The organism is Chryseobacterium sp. GM_Chr_2 (genome assembly GCF_026540445.1).
Lineage (GTDB): Bacteria > Bacteroidota > Bacteroidia > Flavobacteriales > Weeksellaceae > Chryseobacterium.
This window is the reverse complement of the sequence record NZ_JALNUD010000004.1, coordinates 305,699-322,844: the sequence shown is the minus strand read 5'-3', so window position 1 is coordinate 322,844 and position 17,146 is coordinate 305,699. Positions and strand designations below refer to the sequence as shown.

Annotated in this window: 10 protein-coding genes; 9 read left to right on the top strand and 1 reads right to left on the bottom strand. The window is 37.4% G+C overall.

The window, feature by feature from the left end; translation table 11 throughout:
* The first annotated feature begins 27 nt into the window (after positions 1-27).
* From OXQ85_RS09195 to msrA, 9 genes are all read left to right on the top strand, one after another.
* Positions 28-249: a DUF2795 domain-containing protein gene (locus OXQ85_RS09195; RefSeq protein WP_047399050.1), complete on the top strand. Its 222-nt coding sequence runs from the start codon at positions 28-30 to the stop codon at positions 247-249.
* 126 nt (positions 250-375) lie between these two features.
* A complete protein-coding gene (gene secA, locus OXQ85_RS09190; protein ID WP_267403811.1) occupies positions 376-3,450 on the top strand; it encodes a preprotein translocase subunit SecA in 3,075 nt (1,024 codons plus the stop codon).
* Positions 3,451-3,602: 152 nt separating this feature from the next.
* Complete coding sequence (locus OXQ85_RS09185) at positions 3,603-5,750, top strand: TonB-dependent receptor (RefSeq protein ID WP_267403810.1); 2,148 nt, start codon at positions 3,603-3,605, stop codon at positions 5,748-5,750.
* Between the two features lie 25 nt (positions 5,751-5,775).
* A complete protein-coding gene (locus tag OXQ85_RS09180; RefSeq protein WP_267403809.1) occupies positions 5,776-8,001 on the top strand; it encodes a TonB-dependent siderophore receptor in 2,226 nt (741 codons plus the stop codon).
* A gap of 41 nt (positions 8,002-8,042) precedes the next feature.
* Entirely contained in the window at positions 8,043-9,245 is a 1,203-nt protein-coding gene (locus OXQ85_RS09175) for a PepSY-associated TM helix domain-containing protein (RefSeq protein WP_267403808.1), read from the top strand.
* Positions 9,245-11,359, top strand: a complete 2,115-nt coding sequence (locus OXQ85_RS09170) for a TonB-dependent receptor (protein WP_267403806.1) — start codon at positions 9,245-9,247, stop codon at positions 11,357-11,359. Before OXQ85_RS09175 ends, OXQ85_RS09170 begins: the two co-directional genes overlap by 1 nt.
* 293 nt (positions 11,360-11,652) lie before the next feature.
* A complete protein-coding gene (locus OXQ85_RS09165) occupies positions 11,653-12,864 on the top strand; it encodes a PepSY-associated TM helix domain-containing protein (protein ID WP_267403804.1) in 1,212 nt (403 codons plus the stop codon).
* Positions 12,865-12,950: 86 nt separating this feature from the next.
* Positions 12,951-13,919 carry an ROK family protein gene (locus OXQ85_RS09160; RefSeq protein ID WP_267403802.1) on the top strand — a complete coding sequence of 323 codons (969 nt, stop codon included), beginning with the start codon at positions 12,951-12,953 and terminating at the stop codon, positions 13,917-13,919.
* A gap of 573 nt (positions 13,920-14,492) precedes the next feature.
* Complete coding sequence (gene msrA / locus OXQ85_RS09155) at positions 14,493-15,044, top strand: peptide-methionine (S)-S-oxide reductase MsrA (RefSeq protein WP_267403800.1); 552 nt, start codon at positions 14,493-14,495, stop codon at positions 15,042-15,044.
* A 329-nt stretch (positions 15,045-15,373) separates the two neighbouring features.
* On the opposite strand, the gene OXQ85_RS09150 is transcribed toward msrA, so the two are convergent.
* Positions 15,374-17,137, bottom strand: a complete 1,764-nt coding sequence (locus OXQ85_RS09150; protein ID WP_267403799.1) for a RagB/SusD family nutrient uptake outer membrane protein — start codon at positions 17,135-17,137, stop codon at positions 15,374-15,376.
* Positions 17,138-17,146: the final 9 nt, after the last annotated feature.

The following is a 17,146-nucleotide window of genomic DNA, read 5'->3' as shown; positions in this document are numbered from 1 at the left end:
TATACTTTTGCAAAAAATTAGAAAATTATGTACTGGACATTAGAATTAGCTTCTTACTTAAGTGACGCACCTTGGCCAATGACAAAGTCTGAACTTATCGACTATGCAATCAGAACTGGTGCACCAATGGAAGTGGTAGAAAATCTTCAGGCGATTGAAGATGAAGGGGAAATCTATGATGCAATCGACGAAATCTGGAGTGACTATCCTACGGACGAAGATTATCTTTGGAACGAAGACGAATATTAATTAAAAGCATTAAGCTTTAGGCCTTGCTTAGAGCTTTTTTGCCCTTTTTTAAATATCTATTTTTACACGATAAGTGTTAGTAAAAACGCTTACAGGATATTCCTTTAAGCATAAAGCAAAAAATTTATGAGTTTTTTAAACAAAGTTCTAAAAGGGTTTTTGGGAGACAAAAAAGCGCAGGACCTAAAAGAAGTAAAAAAAGTTGTAACAAAAATCAAAGCTGTTGAACCGGGAATTCAGCAATTGTCTGACGATGGTTTAAGAGAGAAAACTGCTGAGTTTAAAGAAAATATTAAATCTGCTACCAGCAAAATCACAGCTCAAATAGAACAGATCCAGGAGCAGATAAAAAATTCTAAGAACGTAGACGAAAAAGAAGCTCTTTTCACAAAAATCGAGGGGCTTAAAAAAGAGTCTTACGAAATCGAAGAAAAAGTACTCCTTCAAATTCTTCCTGAAGTATTTGCTTTAGTAAAAGAAACAGCAAGAAGATGGGCTCAGAATGGCGAAATCCGTATTAAGGCCAGCGATTGGGACAGACAATTGGCGGCTGCAGGAAAAGATTTCGTAGAAATTCAGGGGGATCAAGCTGTTTGGAAAAACTCATGGGATGCTGCCGGAACACCAGTAAACTGGGATATGGTGCATTATGATGTTCAGTTTATCGGAGGTATTATTCTTCACAGTGGAAAAATTGCCGAGATGGCAACCGGGGAAGGTAAAACTTTGGTAGGAACATTGCCAATTTTCTTAAATGCACTTCCTGCAAGAGGAGTTCACGTGGTAACGGTGAATGACTATCTTGCAAAAAGAGACTCGGCGTGGATGGGTCCATTATATCAATTCCACGGAATGAGCATCGATTGTATCGATAATCACCAGCCGAACTCAGACGGAAGAAGAAAAGCATACAATTCAGACATTACTTATGGTACAAATAACGAATTCGGTTTCGATTATTTGAGAGATAACATGGTAACTTCACCTTCAGAATTGGTACAAAGAGAACTAAACTTTGCGATCGTGGATGAGGTTGACTCTGTTTTGGTAGATGATGCAAGAACACCTTTGATTATTTCTGGTCCGGTTCCACAAGGAGACAGACAGGAATTTGATGTTCTAAAACCTTCTATCGACAGAATCGTTGAAGTTCAGAAAAAAACAGTTTCTGCCATCTTTAATGAAGCGAAAAAATTAATCGCTGCAGGAAACACAAAAGAAGGAGGATTCAAATTGCTTCAGGCTTACAGAGGTCTTCCTAAAAACAGACAATTAATTAAATTCTTATCGGAAAGCGGAAACCGAGCATTGCTTCAGAAAGTTGAAGCCCAATATATGCAGGATAACAACCGTGATATGCCGATCGTAGATAAAGATCTTTATTTCGTGATTGAAGAAAAGAACAATCAGGTGGATTTGACAGACAAAGGTGTTGAATACATGTCTCAAGGAAACTCTGATCCCAACTTCTTCGTTCTTCCGGATATCGGAACTGAAATTGCTGAAGTAGAGGCTAAAAATTTATCTAAAGAAGAAGAATTTGAGGCTAAAGAAAGACTTTTCTCTGATTTTGCTGAAAAATCTGAAAGAGTTCACACGATGAGCCAATTGCTTAAAGCCTATACATTATTCGAAAAAGATGATGAATATGTAGTAATTGACGGTGAAGTAAAAATCGTTGACGAGCAAACAGGTCGTATCATGGAAGGAAGACGTTATTCTGACGGTCTTCACCAAGCGATTGAAGCGAAAGAAAACGTAAAAATCGAAGCGGCAACTCAGACTTTTGCAACGGTTACTCTACAGAACTATTTCCGTATGTATAACAAGCTTGCGGGGATGACAGGTACTGCAGAGACGGAAGCGGGTGAGCTTTGGGAAATCTATAAATTAGACGTTGTGGTAATTCCTACCAATCGTCCGATTTTAAGACATGACAGACAAGATTTGGTTTTCAAAACCAATAGAGAAAAATATAACGCTGTAATTGAAGAGATTGAAAAATTAACGGCTGCAGGAAGACCTGTTCTAGTAGGTACAACTTCAGTTGAAATTTCTCAGTTGCTTTCAAAAGCCTTACAGTTAAGAAAAATCCAGCACCAGGTATTGAACGCGAAACTTCACAAGAAGGAAGCGGAAATCGTTGCAGGGGCAGGACAGCCGGGAGTTGTAACAATTGCAACCAACATGGCAGGTCGTGGTACCGATATTAAGCTTTCTAAAGCAGTAAAAGAAGCGGGAGGTTTAGCGATTATCGGAACAGAAAGACATGATTCTAGACGTGTTGACAGACAGTTGAGAGGTAGAGCGGGACGTCAGGGAGATCCGGGAAGTTCTCAGTTCTATGTGTCTTTGGAAGATAACTTGATGCGTTTATTCGGTTCTGAAAGAATTGCTAAAATGATGGACAGAATGGGGCATAAAGATGGTGAAGTTATTCAGCATTCTATGATCTCAAAATCTATCGAAAGAGCGCAGAAAAAAGTAGAAGAAAACAACTTCGGAACAAGAAAAAGACTCCTTGAATACGATGACGTAATGAACAAACAACGTGACGTAATCTACAAGAGAAGAAAGAACGCTTTATTCGGAGATCACTTGAAATATGATATTACAAACATGATCTTTGATGTTGCTAATTCTATCGTTGCGAAAGGAAAAGCTACAGGAAATTATAAAGATTTTGAGTACGAGATCATCAAGACTTTCACAATGGAATCTCCTGTTTCTCAAAACGACTTCAACAATAAAAATGTTCAGGATTTAACGAATATTTTATTTAAAGCTGCTCAGGAAGATTACAATATGAAGCTGAACTTATTGAAAGAGAAATCATTCCCTATTATTGAGAATGTTTATCAAAATCAAGGTTCAATGTTCAAAATGATTCAAGTTCCTTTCACAGACGGTCATAAAACAATGACTATCGTGGCAGATCTTAAAGAAGCTTACGAAACGCAGTGCGAAAGTTTAATTAATGATTTTGAAAAGAACATCACTCTTTCTATCATCGATGAAAACTGGAAACTTCACCTTCGTGAAATGGACGATTTAAGAAGATCTTCTCAAGGTGCTGTTTACGAACAGAAAGATCCGTTGGTGATTTACAAACAAGAATCTTTCCACTTATTTAGTGAAATGATCGACAAATTAAACAAAGAAATTATTTCATTCTTATACAAAGGAGAAATTCCTGCATAAGTTTTAGATTAATTTAAACCATACAAAACCGCTCCAATACTACTTGGAGCGGTTTTTTGTTATTCTATGTATAACATTTACATGACAAATATCAATCCTCTTATTAATTTAGAATAATTAAAAACAATATATTTGCAGAAAATTTGACTTTCATGAAAAATGTACTGATCTGCGCCTCTTTGTTGGGTTCCATGCTAACTTTTGCTCAGGAAAAAAAGGATACTGTAAATTCTAAAAATATAGAAGAAGTGATCATCAATAGAATGGTGAAAAAACTTGATACAGAATCTTCCAACAAAATGCCGGTGAAATTCATTGAAAATCCACAAGTGTATTCTTCTATCGATAAAGGGATTTTAGAAAATGAAAATATTTTTACCGTGGATGATGCTTATAGAAACGTAACCGGTTTGCAGAAAATGTGGAACCCGACAGGAAGAGCCGGAGATGGTGGTTCGTTCTTCGTTTTGAGAGGTTTTCCTTCGCAGGCTTCTACAAGAAATGGTGTCGTAGCTCCCGTTACTTCTACCATTGATGCCATCAACGTGGAAACATTGGAATTCTTAAAAGGCCCTGTAGGTACACTTTACGGAAGCAACGTAGCTTCTTACGGTGGGCTTATCAACAGAGTGACTAAAAAACCTCAGCAGAATTTCTTTGGTGCAGTTTCGGCTTCTGCAGGAAGTTATAATACATACAGAGCAACGGCAGATGTGAACGCTCCTATTACAAAAGACTTACTTTTCCGTATCAATACAGCCTATACAAACGAAGGAAACTTCACAAAAACAGATGCTAAAAATCAATACACTACATTCGCACCGAGCTTGACTTGGAATGTTTCTGACAAACTTCAGTTGAATGTAGATTATGAATTATTCGACAACCGAGTAGCGGCAAACCCATATTTCTTCTATCTTTCTCCGAAATCTTTGAACCAAATCAACAATATGAAAGATTTGGAAAAAGCGGCAGGCTTGAATTATAAAGAATCTTACACCGGAAATGATTTGTACATGACGGCAAGAAATTCTAATGTTTTCGGAAATGTGAAGTGGAAAATTAACAATAATATTACTTCAAATACTTACGTTAATAACTCTGATTCTTATTCAGACGGTTACAATCCATATTTTTCCGTTTCTTATGTAGGAGGACAATATATGGTTAACAGAGCCGATCAATCTACAAACGGAAGTAAAAAATCTTGGTTTCAAGTACAACAAAACTTCAACTTCAATTATGATTTCTCCAACGGAATGAAAAACAAAACAGTTGTTGGTTTTGATTACATGAGAACAACCGAAAGATTGAAATACAAATATCTCAACGGTGATTTTGATACTGTAGCAGCTTCAGGAGCAGATTATTCAGGAATGAATGCCGCTGCTTTGTCAGCACTGTATGCAGATGCAAGTAAATTTTCAACCTACGATTATTTAAGAGATTTGAATACCTATTCAGGATACATTTCCAACTTATTTACTCCTATTGCGAACTTGCACATTATGGCTGGGCTTCGTTATGAAAATAACGATTTCTTGGGAGGAATGGCTGGACCAAACGCAGAGAAAGCATTCAACCAGTCTGCATTTTCCCCAAAAGCAGGTATTGTTTATGAAATTGTAAAAGATAAATTCTCAGTTTTCGGAAACTACCAAAATTCATTCAAATCAAACGGATATTATACTTCTGATACAGCCGGAAATACTACTTTATCAGATGCTGAAAGAGGAAATCAGTTTGAAGGAGGTTTAAAAGCCAGTTTATTCAACAACAGATTCAATGCAACGGTTTCTTACTATAATATTAAAGTGAAAAACCAATTACTTTATACCGGAGAATATGCTCCAAATTTTGTTTCAGTTCAAAAGCAAGCGGCTTCTACATTGAGTAAAGGTTTCGAGTTGGAAGTGAATGCATACTTGGTAAAAGGTTTCTCTTTAGTCGGAGGTTTAGCTTACAACGACACAGTGGATGAAGGTACAGGTTTAAGACCAACAACAGCAGGTTCTTTCTGGAATGCGAATTTCAACCTGGCATATCAATTTGTTGATGGAAAAATAAAAGGTCTGGGATTCGGATTTGGTGGAAATTATGCGAGTGACAATAATGTAACAGGAGATTTCATTTTACCAAAATATTTCGTTTTGAATGCCAATGCGTTTTACGATGCCAAAAAATTCAGAATCGGGGTTAAAGTGGATAACTTCACCAATGAACATTACTGGACAGGATATTCTACAGCGAACCCACAAAAACTGGCCAATTTCTTAGGAACCATTGCTTATAAATTCTAAAAATTAAATATATCTCTTATCTCCCATGAAGAAAATTATCATTGGTGCTGCTTTGCTTACAACCGTTCTGTCTTTTGCTCAGGAAAAAGACACTGTAAAATCTTCTAATATTGAAGAAGTTGTTGTCAGCGGGAAATATTACAAAAAATATGTAGAAAAAGAAGGTTCTTCTTCTATGCGTCTTGACGAAGCTTTAATTAAAATACCTCAAAATATTTCTATTATTACCGCAAGGGCATTAGAAGATCAGCAGGTAACCACTTTGAGCGACGGTGTTTTGAGAAACGTTGCTGGAGCTCAGAGACTGGAGCACTGGGGAGATATGTATACGAGAGTAAACATGCGAGGATCCAGAGCAGCCGCTTTCATGAACGGAGTAAACGTTACCTCTAACTGGGGACCTCTAAGTGAAGATATGTCTTTCGTAGATCATATCGAATTCATTAAAGGACCATCAGGCTTCTTAATGTCAAACGGGGAGCCAAGTGGTATTTACAATATCGTAACAAAAAAACCGACAGGACAGTCCTTAAACGGTACTGCGAGAGTAACGTTGGGAAGTTACAATATGTACAGAGGTGAGGCAGATATTGATTCTAAAATCACAGATAAAGTAGCTTTCAGACTGAATTTAATGGCTCAGAACAGAAACAGCTTCAGAGACTATGAATTCAATGACAGATATATCATTAATCCATCATTGAAAGTAAATCTTAGCGATAATACAACCTTAACCGCAGAATATATTTACCAAAAGGCTAAAATGTCTGAAGTAGGTTCTGCGTATGTTTTCAGTTATGACGGATACGCAACGAGACCTCAAAGCTACACGCAAACAGATCCAAGCATTGACCCTACAAAAGTAGACAACAATACTGTAAACATCAATTTACAGCATAAATTCAACGAAAACTGGAAATTGACTTCTCAATTAACGTATGTGAACGAATATACAATGGGAAGTAACCTTTGGCCAAGCAATTTCGTAGGAAATTACATGATTCGTCGTTTAGGATATTGGGAGGGAGACAATACAATGAAATTTGGTCAGGTTTTTCTAAATGGTTCGGTAAAAACAGGTATTGTTTCTCATAAAATCCTTGCCGGACTTGACTTGGGAAGCAAAAAGTATATGGCAGACTGGTCTCAGGGATACAATCTGGATAAATTTAATGCTAACGGAGATTATAGACCTGCAACAGCTACAGATCCAGGAAATACGGTTCCTGATTATAGTTATTGGTATAATTTAAATACTAACAATTATGACATCAATGGAACGGGTGCATATTATGGTCCAAATAATACAACCGCTTATAAACCATTCGATAAAAGTACTCCTCTTTCCGTAAGAGCAGGATTAGGAAGCTCAATCGAACAGAATTATACCGGTCTGTATTTACAGGATGAGTTAGGATTCTTTGATGATGCATTGAGACTAACAGTAGCAGCCCGTTACACGAATGTGAAAGAAGTAAACTATGGAACTAAATCTGAAGCAGACAAAATAACGCCTCGTATTGGAATTAGCTATTCTATTGACGAAAATTTCTCAGTTTATGGTTTATATGATCAGTCATTTGTACCTCAGGCCGCCGTTTTCAGAGATGGAAGCACCGTAAAACCTATTACAGGAAATAATATGGAAATCGGGGTGAAAAAAGACTGGTTCGGAGGAAAATGGAATACTACTTTCTCTGCATATAATATCATTAAAAACAATGCTACCGTTAGTGACCCAAACAACTCGCCGGGGGAACCTTATTCAATCTTATTAGGAAAAACAAGAGTACAAGGAGTTGAATTTGATTTAAAAGGAGAAATCACCAGAGGATTTAATGCCATCTTCAACTATGCATTCACCGAAAATAAAGTTACAGAATCTAACGACCCTACCCATAATCCTGTAGGAATGAAAGTTCCAGGATACGCTAAACATACCGCAAACGGTTGGTTAAACTATACCTTTACAGATAATATTTTAGAAGGTTTCGGATTAAGCTTTGGAGGAACTTACCTTGCGGGAAGAAGCAGCTGGAACTGGGCAAATGCAGGAACTCAACAAAATATGGGTGATTATGTAAAATTCGATGCAGGTGCTTCTTGGGAAAATACAAAATTCCGAGTAGGTCTGAATGTATTTAATGTATTCAACAGATATTTATACTCTGGTTCTCCATACGGAAGCTACTACTATTACCAAGCAGAAGCTCCAAGAAACTTCAGACTTTCAATAGGATATAAATTTTAAATAATTAAAAGCTAACCTCCCCAAAAGGTTAGCTTTTCCATATGAAGAAAAAGCATCATCATAAGAAGAAACCTTCTCTGACAAAAAGATGGTCTGCCAAACTGCATTTGTGGTTTGGTTTGTCCGTTGGTCTTATTGTGTTTATTGTGTCTTTAACAGGCACAATGTATGTTTTTATGGATGAAATACAGGGCGCGCTCCGAAAAGAGGCAATCTGGGTAAAACCTGAAACCATTACACAACAGCCACTAACCATTGAAGTTTTAAAGGAGAAAATTTCTCTGGAAGTCAATGAAAAGTTTCCCATCAGCACGGTAGAAATTCCTTTGAATAAAAACAAATCTTATGAATTTGTCTATCTAGAAAGAGATAAAAAAGGCTGGAACTATTTTCAGGAAATTAAAATCTACAAAGCGGTTTATGTTAATCAGTACACCGGGGAAGTTTTAGGTATTTACAACGAAAAATATGATCTCTTCCCTATTCTGAAATCAATTCACTGGAGTTTACTGTTAAAAGCAGACTGGGGAAAATATGTGGTCGGAATTCCCGTAGTTCTTTTTATTATTTTGCTGATCACAGGAATTGTTCTTTGGTGGCCCATCAATAAAAAAGCCAGAAAAAGCCGCCTTACCTTCGACTGGAAAAATGTAAAAACCTGGAAACGTAAAAACTATGATCTTCATAATATTCTCGGATTTTATGCTTCATTTATTGCTTTAATTATGAGCCTTTCAGGAATTTATTTCGCTTACCCCTGGGTTAAAAATGTGTTTAACGTTACCTTATCAGGCTCTCTGGAACTTCCAAAAGATAAGGAAATCAAATCTCCTGATTCTTTATTGGCGAAAAATCCATCGGTTTATGACCTGACCGCTTTGGAAATAAAAAAACAATATCCCGAATCATCAAGCTTCAGAATTCCGCTTAACGGAAAAAATAAAAAAGGGAAAGAATTAAAAAATATTCCCGTGACCGTTTACGAAAAAGAAGGGAGACACAGCCACAGAAGTCAGGTTTCCTTCGATAAATATTCAGGAAAACTATTATCAAATAAAGCTCATAAAAACTTAAATAACGCCGAAAAATACGCGCTTGCCAATTACGACATTCACACAGGATCTTATTTTGGCTTATTCGGTAAAATCATTTGGTTTTTAGCAGGATTAATCTGCACATCACTCCCCGTAACCGGATTTCTGGTCTGGTGGGGAAAACAAAAAAAAGGAAAGAAAAAAATATAATGAAAAAGGCTCTTTTATCAGTCGCTTGTCTGGGTACAGTTACTGTTTTTGCTCAGGTTAAAGATACTTTACAGACCAAAAGTGTTGAAGAAGTAATTCTTACTGCTTCCAGAAAAAAGGAAAACATCAAAGAAATTCCAAGTTCTGTCACCATTGTTGGCGAAAAGCAGGTACAGGCTCAGCTAACTGTGAATTCCGACATCACAAGTATTCTTCAATATACGGTTCCCAGTTTGGCAACGAGCTCAGGGCAAACTTCTAATACTGGACAAACCCTAAGAGGCCGACAGGTTTTGGTGCTTATCGACGGAATTCCACAATCTACCCCACTTCGAAACGGAGCAAGAGACTTAAGAGTGATTGATCCTACTGTCATTGAAAGAATTGAAGTCATCAAAGGAGCATCATCCATCTACGGAAACGGTGCCGATGGAGGAATCATTAATTATATTACAAGAAGAAACAAATCTGACAAAAAAATATCGGGGATTACTCAGGTAGGAATCACCGGCCAGCCTTATGCTGGAACGTTAGGATACAGAGCCAGTCAGCTTTTATCGGGAAGTTTTGCTAAAAAATTCGATTATGTGGCGTCTTTCGCTTATGAAAGAACAGGTTATATGAAAGATGCTGACGGAACGTATTTAAGCCCGACGTACAGCACTTCAAAAATGGATAACTACAACGGAATGTTGAAGTTAGGCTACAACATCAATGATAATCAAAGAATTGAGGCTTCATATATTGGCTATGCTTCAAAATCTGATCTGAATTTAGGTTTAAAAACTGGAAAATACGGTATTACCCCGACGATTGGTGAAGGTTTAGGCAAAGGCCTAGAAACAACACCGCAGGGAACGCCGCGAAACCACAACTACAAACTAAGCTACGACAATAAAAACCTTTGGAGCGGAACAGCTTTAAATGTTAATCTTTATTATCAGGATTTCAGAACCGTTTACGGATACAGCGATACTTTTCTGAATGGAGGTCAGTCGAATGTCGTTTCCAAAAAAGGCGGTGCAAGGGTAAATTTAGATACTCAGCTTTGGAATGCTCAGAATTCTCAGGCAGAAATCATCTATGGATTGGATGTGCTGAACGATCAAACTGCTCAGAAGCTTGAAGACGGCCGTTACTGGACTCCGGATATGAACATGACGAACATTGCCCCTTTTGCCTTGGTAAAAATTGATTTATTTAAAAAACTAACCGTAAAAGGAGGAATTCGATATGAAAATATGAAAGTGAAAGTGAGTGATTTCAACACCCTTTCCACCGTAAAAAGCGACGGAACTTTCACGCAGAGTATTTTCGTAAAAGGCGGAGATTTAAAATATAATGCATTTGTAGGAAACATTGGCGTACGTTACAATATCGAAAATTATATCAATCTTTTCGGAAGTTTCTCACAGGCCTACTCGATCAACGAATTGGGAAGAATTCTGAGAACCTCAACCTCAGAAACCATTCAGAACCTTGAAACCAAGCCAATTATTGTCAACAATTACGAATTCGGAGCGACCGGACAGATTGCAAAATGGATTAATTATGAAATTACTTCTTACGTGAGTACTTCAAAATTAGGAGCTACATTTATTCAAAGTCCGGACAGAGCATTGACTATTCAAAGAGCGCCCGAAATTGTATACGGTGTGGAAGGTTTCTTACACTTCACTCCCGTAAAATGGATCAACTTCGGAGGAAGCTACAGTTGGATGGAAGGGATTACCTCTCTGAAAGACGACGGCGATTATTCCGCAAAGATCAACAACAGCAGAATTTCTGCTCCGAAAGTATTGGCTTATATTCAGGCAAGACCTACAGCGTCTTTATCCATAGGTTTAGACATGCTTCACTCTTTTTCACAAAACAGATTTGAGCCGAATGCCAAAGGTACTTTTGTGTATGGCGAAGGAAGAGTTCCTGAATACACAGTTTTCAACTTTAAATCGAGCTACGAAGTTAATAAAAACTGGAAGGTATCTTTGGGTATTGAAAACGTATTCAACAAAAACTATCAGCCAGCAATTGCCTGGTGGGCAGCAAGAGATGCCGATTTCACCAATGCTTTGGGAATGAGAGGTACTTTTATGGTAGAATATAAATTCTAAGAGCTTTTTTGTAGCTGATTGATGGGATTGAAAAGCAGCATTCATTTTTATTTGAAGCTTTTTCCCGCTTTCGCTACTCGCTTTTTTAGGATTTGGCTCGGCGGCTTCGCCGCCGAGCCAAATCCTAAAAAGAGCTCAAACAAACCGCTCAATCGTTGCTAGGAAAGTTGTCTTTTCATTTAAAACATTCCCAATAACACAAAAAATGGTTGAAAAATGAAAAGTACCCCTTAACAATTTATAAATATTCTAAATAAAATTAAAAACTTATCTTTGCGCAACTTAAGGAAACAATGAAGAAAAAGCATCATCATAAGAAAAAGCCCAGCGTTTTCAAAAAATGGACGGGAAAACTGCATTTGTGGTTAGGTTTAGGCGTCGGATTTTTAATTTTCATCATCTCCATTACCGGAGCACTGTACGTTTTCAAAGATGAGATAGAAAATGTTACCCGAAAAGATGTCATTTACCATAACGAAGCCAATATCGATCAGAAGCAGGTTCTTCCGATCCGCGTATTGGAAAAGGCAGTAGATGAGCAGGTAAAAGAAAAATACCCTATCCATTGGGTGAATATTCCGATTGATAAAAAGATGTCTTATCTATTTTATTGGTACGAACACGATCCCAGCGGCTGGAATTACTTTACAGAGTTTCCTATTTATAAAGCTGCCTATGTAAACCCTTACAACGGAAAAGTACTGAGAACCTATGATGAGAAGAATGGCTTCTTCCAGATTGTAAAGATGATCCACTGGAGCTATTTGCTAAAACAATCTTGGGGAACCTATCTTACCGGAATTCCGGTGCTGATCTTCGTAATTATGCTTATCTCAGGGATTATCCTTTGGTGGCCCAAAAATAAGGCGGCAAGAAAACAGCGTTTCTCTTTCAAATGGAAAAACGTAAAAAGCTGGAAAAGAAAAAACTATGACCTTCATAATGTCTTAGGCTTCTACTCTTCCATTTTCGCTTTAATTTTTGCAATTACAGGTCTGTTTTATGCGTTCTTCGTAGTTCAGGCATCCATTTACTTTGTTTTTTCGGGCGGAGAAACAGCGTATCCTGACTTTTCAGCCATCAAAACAAAAGCGCCTATCGAATTAAGAACCGAAGGCACTTTAGACAAAATCAGCAATACCGTAAAAGCAAAATATCCGGATTCTTACGGATTTTCAATAGACCTTGGCCACAAGCACATGGACGATCATGAGCATCCGAACTTCGAAGTATATGTGAAACATTTATCCTATTCTTATCATAAAAGCAGCAGCTTAATTTTTGATGAAAACTCAGGAGAATTGCTTCATACTCATGATATGAAAGACAAAAATTTCGGTGAAAAAACTGTGGGGGCAAATTATGATATCCATGTTGGTTCTATTTTAGGACTTCCTACCAAAATCATCGCTTTTATCGTAAGCCTTATATGTGCCTCATTACCAGTAACGGGATTCCTGATCTGGTGGGGAAGAAGAAAAAAGAAAACTCCACAAAAGGCGTAAAATATTTTTTTAAATAAATGTTTAAGAATAAGCTATTAATACAATCTTTTTTATAATTTTATCCCCTTAGAATTTAACAATAGACAATGTCATTAATAGATTTATCAAAACATGTAGCCCTTGGAATTGATATCGGCGGGACGAATACAAAATTTGGGGTAGTAAACCATAGAGGTGAAGTTCTTGAAAAAGGCAATCTGCGTACAGATGCTTATGATAAGGTAGAAGATTTTATCGATGCCCTATATGAAGCCGTACATCCCCTGATTGAAAAATTTGGTACTGAAGATAATTTTGACGGAATAGGCGTAGGGGCTCCCAACGGAAACTATTACACAGGAACTATTGAGCAGGCTCCTAATTTACCTTGGAAGGGAATTATTCCTTTTGGGGAATTGATGAAAAATAAATTCAATTTGCCTTGTACCATCACCAATGATGCGAATGCAGCAGCGATTGGAGAAATGCTTTTCGGAGCAGCAAGAGGTATGAAAGATTTCATCATGATTACTTTGGGAACAGGCGTAGGAAGCGGAATTGTGTCGGGAGGAAAATTAATCTACGGACACGACGGTTTTGCAGGAGAATTAGGTCATACGATCGTAAAACCTGGCGGAAGAAAACACTGGAGCACTGGTTCTGAAGGAAGTCTTGAAGCCTATGCATCAGCCACAGGAATTGCCATCACTGCAAAGAAAATGAGAGCAGAATTTCCGGAATCTATGCTGAGCCAGTATCCTGAAGAAGCCATCAACTCTAAAACAGTTCACGAATGTGCTTTAAAAGGTGATCCCATTGCCATTGAAGTTTTCAGATATACAGGTCAGAAATTAGGTGAAGCATTGGCGAATTTCGTTATGTTCTCTTCACCGGAAGCGATTCTTTTATTTGGAGGAGTTATTAAAGCGGGAGACTTTATTTTAAAGCCTGCCAAACTTCACATGGAAAGAAACCTTCTTCCGATTTTCAGAAATAAAGTAAAATTGGTTTTCAGTGAACTGGACGAAGCAGATGCTGCTATTTTAGGAGCAAGTGCTTTGGTTTGGGAAAAATAACCGAAAGCTAGTTTAAATAATATCAAGCATCCTTTTTAGGATGCTTTTTTTATTTCTGATTTCTTGTTGATCTTTATACTTTATTGGTATCCTCTCGCTGATTTGGCAGATTACGCTGATGTAATTGTATTCGATGCTTCGACAAGAGAGCTAATACTAACGGTTTTATTCTAACGGTTAATTTTTAGCGTTGTCATCCTGAGCACGAAGCAGTCGAAGGATCTCATAAAGCCTCTCGCTGATTTGGCAAATAAAACAGATTTTTAAGGTTCATTTTTGTGTTTAAAATAAATTTGTCTCATCTATCATTATCATTTGCGTTTAGAGAATTAAAATTGTGCTCGAATGAAAAACTTTTTCATACTTTTGATCGTCTTTTTTCGGTTATCGTCAGTTTGAGTGTTTCTTGAAGCAAAGTGGAGAGAAATGTATCGAGAACCAGTCAATAAATAACTGTTTATCAATCGAAAACTTCTCGATATGATTTTCTTTAAAAATCTACTCGAAGTGACGAAGGCTCAATTCGGAAACCGGAAAAAAAGAAAATATTGACAAAAAATAATCAACCTTACAATGGATAAAAATAACTTAGAGCAAATTACTTTCGGTGGCGGATGTTTCTGGTGTGTGGAAAGCTGCTTTAATATGCTGAAAGGGGTAGAATCTGCAATCTCAGGATATTCCGGAGGTCACAAAGACAATCCGACTTATCAGGAAGTTTGCACAGGAGAAACAGGGCACGCAGAAGTGGTTCAGATCACGTATGATCCCGCAATCATCTCTTACGAGCAGCTGATGGATGTTTTCTTCTTTCTTCATGACCCTACTCAATTAAACAGACAAGGAAATGATATCGGAACACAATACCGTTCTGTAATTTATTATAAAGATGATGCTGAAAAAGCAAAAGCAGAGCAAGCCATTAAAACATCTCAGGAATCAGGAAGATGGGCAGGAACTTATGTGACAGAATTAACAAAATTCGAAAAATTCTGGCCCGCTGAACAGTATCACCAGGGATATTATAATGAAAACCCAACTCAGCCTTATTGCAGCGCGGTGGTAGGTCCTAAAATCCAGAAATTCAAAAAGCATTTCGGAGAATTGGGAATGTTGAATGATTAAAAGTCATTTAGATTTAGGCAAAAGCCTATTTCTATGATTCTATAACAATAAGTCTGTTTAAACTAATTTTAAATTTAACCGCAAAAGAAGCAAAAGATCTTATTGGATTTATTTAAAGGAGTTCAAAAGTCTGCAAAGAGAAAAAATTAAAGATTTTTTTTAAACTTATGTGATCTTTTTTATTTAAGTATTAAACTTAAAATAACTAAAGTGTTAAAATCTTTTGTTTCTTTTGTGGTAAAAAAAGTTTAAACAAGTTTAATATAAAAGCGAAGAGATTAATTTCCCTTCGCTTTTTTTAGACAAAAAATTAATTTGATATGAAGATATTAATATCCCGGATTTTGTGTGAAATCTTTTGAAGCATCCAACGTCGCCTGAGGAATCGGGAAGATTCTTCTGTAAGGCTGAGAAGCAGGTTTTGCCGTCCCAGCAAGATCAAACTTTCCGAATCTGATCATCGCCTTTCTTCTGTACATCTCCCAATACAGCTCGTATCCTGATTCTTTAAACAAAGTGTTTGCATCCAAAGAGGCAATCGAAGTTCCCGGAGCATTTCCATACAACGCTTCACGAGTTCTGCTTGTTCTCAGTTTATTGACGTCCGCCAAAGCTGCCGCTACATTTCCGTTTCTGAAATACGCTTCTGCTCTCATCATATAAATGGTTCCTAAACGATATAGTGGTACATCATAGCCACTTGTTCCGTTGTTTCCATACCCCGGATCGAACTCAAATTTGAAGTTTCTCACCCCTCGGTTAATCTGAGACTGCGTGAAAACGGCTTCCGAAGGATTATCAAAATTCAGTTCCGGAGTAAAATCTGCCGCCAGCGTGGTATTTTTTTCTGTAAATAATTTAAATACCTTAATTCTTCCGTCTGATGTCATTTCAAAATTACCATCAACGATCTTTGGTCCGTATTGTTGCCCCACCTGCAATCCTCTGTTGAAATGGAACCAAGGTTTTCCTGTTCCTTCCACTTTACTGGTTGCCGGCACGCTTACATCCGAGCCGTTATTTTTGAACCATGTTCCGTCTTCATACTGATACGTTCTGTGGAAACGCGGATCGTTGAAATTTCCGTTCCATGAATAATAAAATTCAGGGGTCACGCAGCTGGCATTGGTTCCTCTGTTATCAGGAGAAGGTTTTTGAATTCTTTCCATCGACATATATGCCAGGTCATTATCTGAACCTTTATCTGTGTTATTTAGTTTCTTCTGAACCACTGTAAAGATCATTTCTTTGCTTGTATCATTATTGATATCAAAATTGTGGAAATAATTAGATTCTAAACTGAAATTCGCATTATTAATCAATAAATTAGAATATTCAATCACCTTATCCATATCCGTTCCGCTTCCATTTACCGCTTGCTCCAAAAAGTTGAAATTACTTGATGTTTTATCCTTCAATACCGCTCTGTTCAGATACATATCTGCCAGTAAAGCATACGCCGCCTGTTTGGTAAATCTTCCCGCGTGGGTATTCTGTGTTTTAATATCTGCTAATGCAGGAATAAGACCTTCAACCTCAGTAATTAAAGCATCGATGGAAGTAGCAGCTTTTTTAATTTCAATCGGAGCACTTAGATTTCCCGGATCTCTGTAAGGCGCCTGCCCGAAAAGATCGAGCGTCGTATAAGTATAGTATGCCAATAATCCTTTTGCTTCTGCCAAAAACAGAGCTTTATTCATATCATTGCTCTTTTCAATACTTGAAATGGCCGTTAAAGACTTTGTAATTCCGAAATTCAGATTATTCCATGTTGTTTTTACTACGTCGTTGCTTGCATCCCAGCTAAATTCGTGCATAGCTCTCCATTTTCCGCCATCTCCCCAGTCACTTCCTCTCGTTGGCAAAAGAGCCTCATCTGTAGAATATTCCTGTAGTGCAAAAACGTTTCCGTGGTCTACGAAAGTTCCTTCACCAAGCTGACTATATGCTGCAGCCAAAGCCGCTTGAGGATCTGCATTTTCAGAACCCAAAACCTCATCAATTACTTTTTCATCCAGATTGGTACATCCTACTAAAGCCAATGCAGCAACGGATAAAACGATTTTATTAATATTTAAAAATTTAGATCTCATGATTTCTTT

What these genes read in the sequence shown, in the direction of transcription:
- OXQ85_RS09170 (WP_267403806.1), top strand. Translation starts at nt 9,245, where the DNA reads ATGAAAAAGGCTCTTTTATCAGTCGCTTGTCTGGGTACAGTTACTGTT.
- OXQ85_RS09175 (WP_267403808.1), top strand. Translation starts at nt 8,043, where the DNA reads ATGAAGAAAAAGCATCATCATAAGAAGAAACCTTCTCTGACAAAAAGA.
- OXQ85_RS09195 (WP_047399050.1), top strand. Translation starts at nt 28, where the DNA reads ATGTACTGGACATTAGAATTAGCTTCTTACTTAAGTGACGCACCTTGG.
- OXQ85_RS09185 (WP_267403810.1), top strand. Translation starts at nt 3,603, where the DNA reads ATGAAAAATGTACTGATCTGCGCCTCTTTGTTGGGTTCCATGCTAACT.
- OXQ85_RS09180 (WP_267403809.1), top strand. Translation starts at nt 5,776, where the DNA reads ATGAAGAAAATTATCATTGGTGCTGCTTTGCTTACAACCGTTCTGTCT.
- OXQ85_RS09165 (WP_267403804.1), top strand. Translation starts at nt 11,653, where the DNA reads ATGAAGAAAAAGCATCATCATAAGAAAAAGCCCAGCGTTTTCAAAAAA.
- msrA (WP_267403800.1), top strand. Translation starts at nt 14,493, where the DNA reads ATGGATAAAAATAACTTAGAGCAAATTACTTTCGGTGGCGGATGTTTC.
- OXQ85_RS09150 (WP_267403799.1), bottom strand. Translation starts at nt 17,137, where the DNA reads ATGAGATCTAAATTTTTAAATATTAATAAAATCGTTTTATCCGTTGCT.
- secA (WP_267403811.1), top strand. Translation starts at nt 376, where the DNA reads ATGAGTTTTTTAAACAAAGTTCTAAAAGGGTTTTTGGGAGACAAAAAA.
- OXQ85_RS09160 (WP_267403802.1), top strand. Translation starts at nt 12,951, where the DNA reads ATGTCATTAATAGATTTATCAAAACATGTAGCCCTTGGAATTGATATC.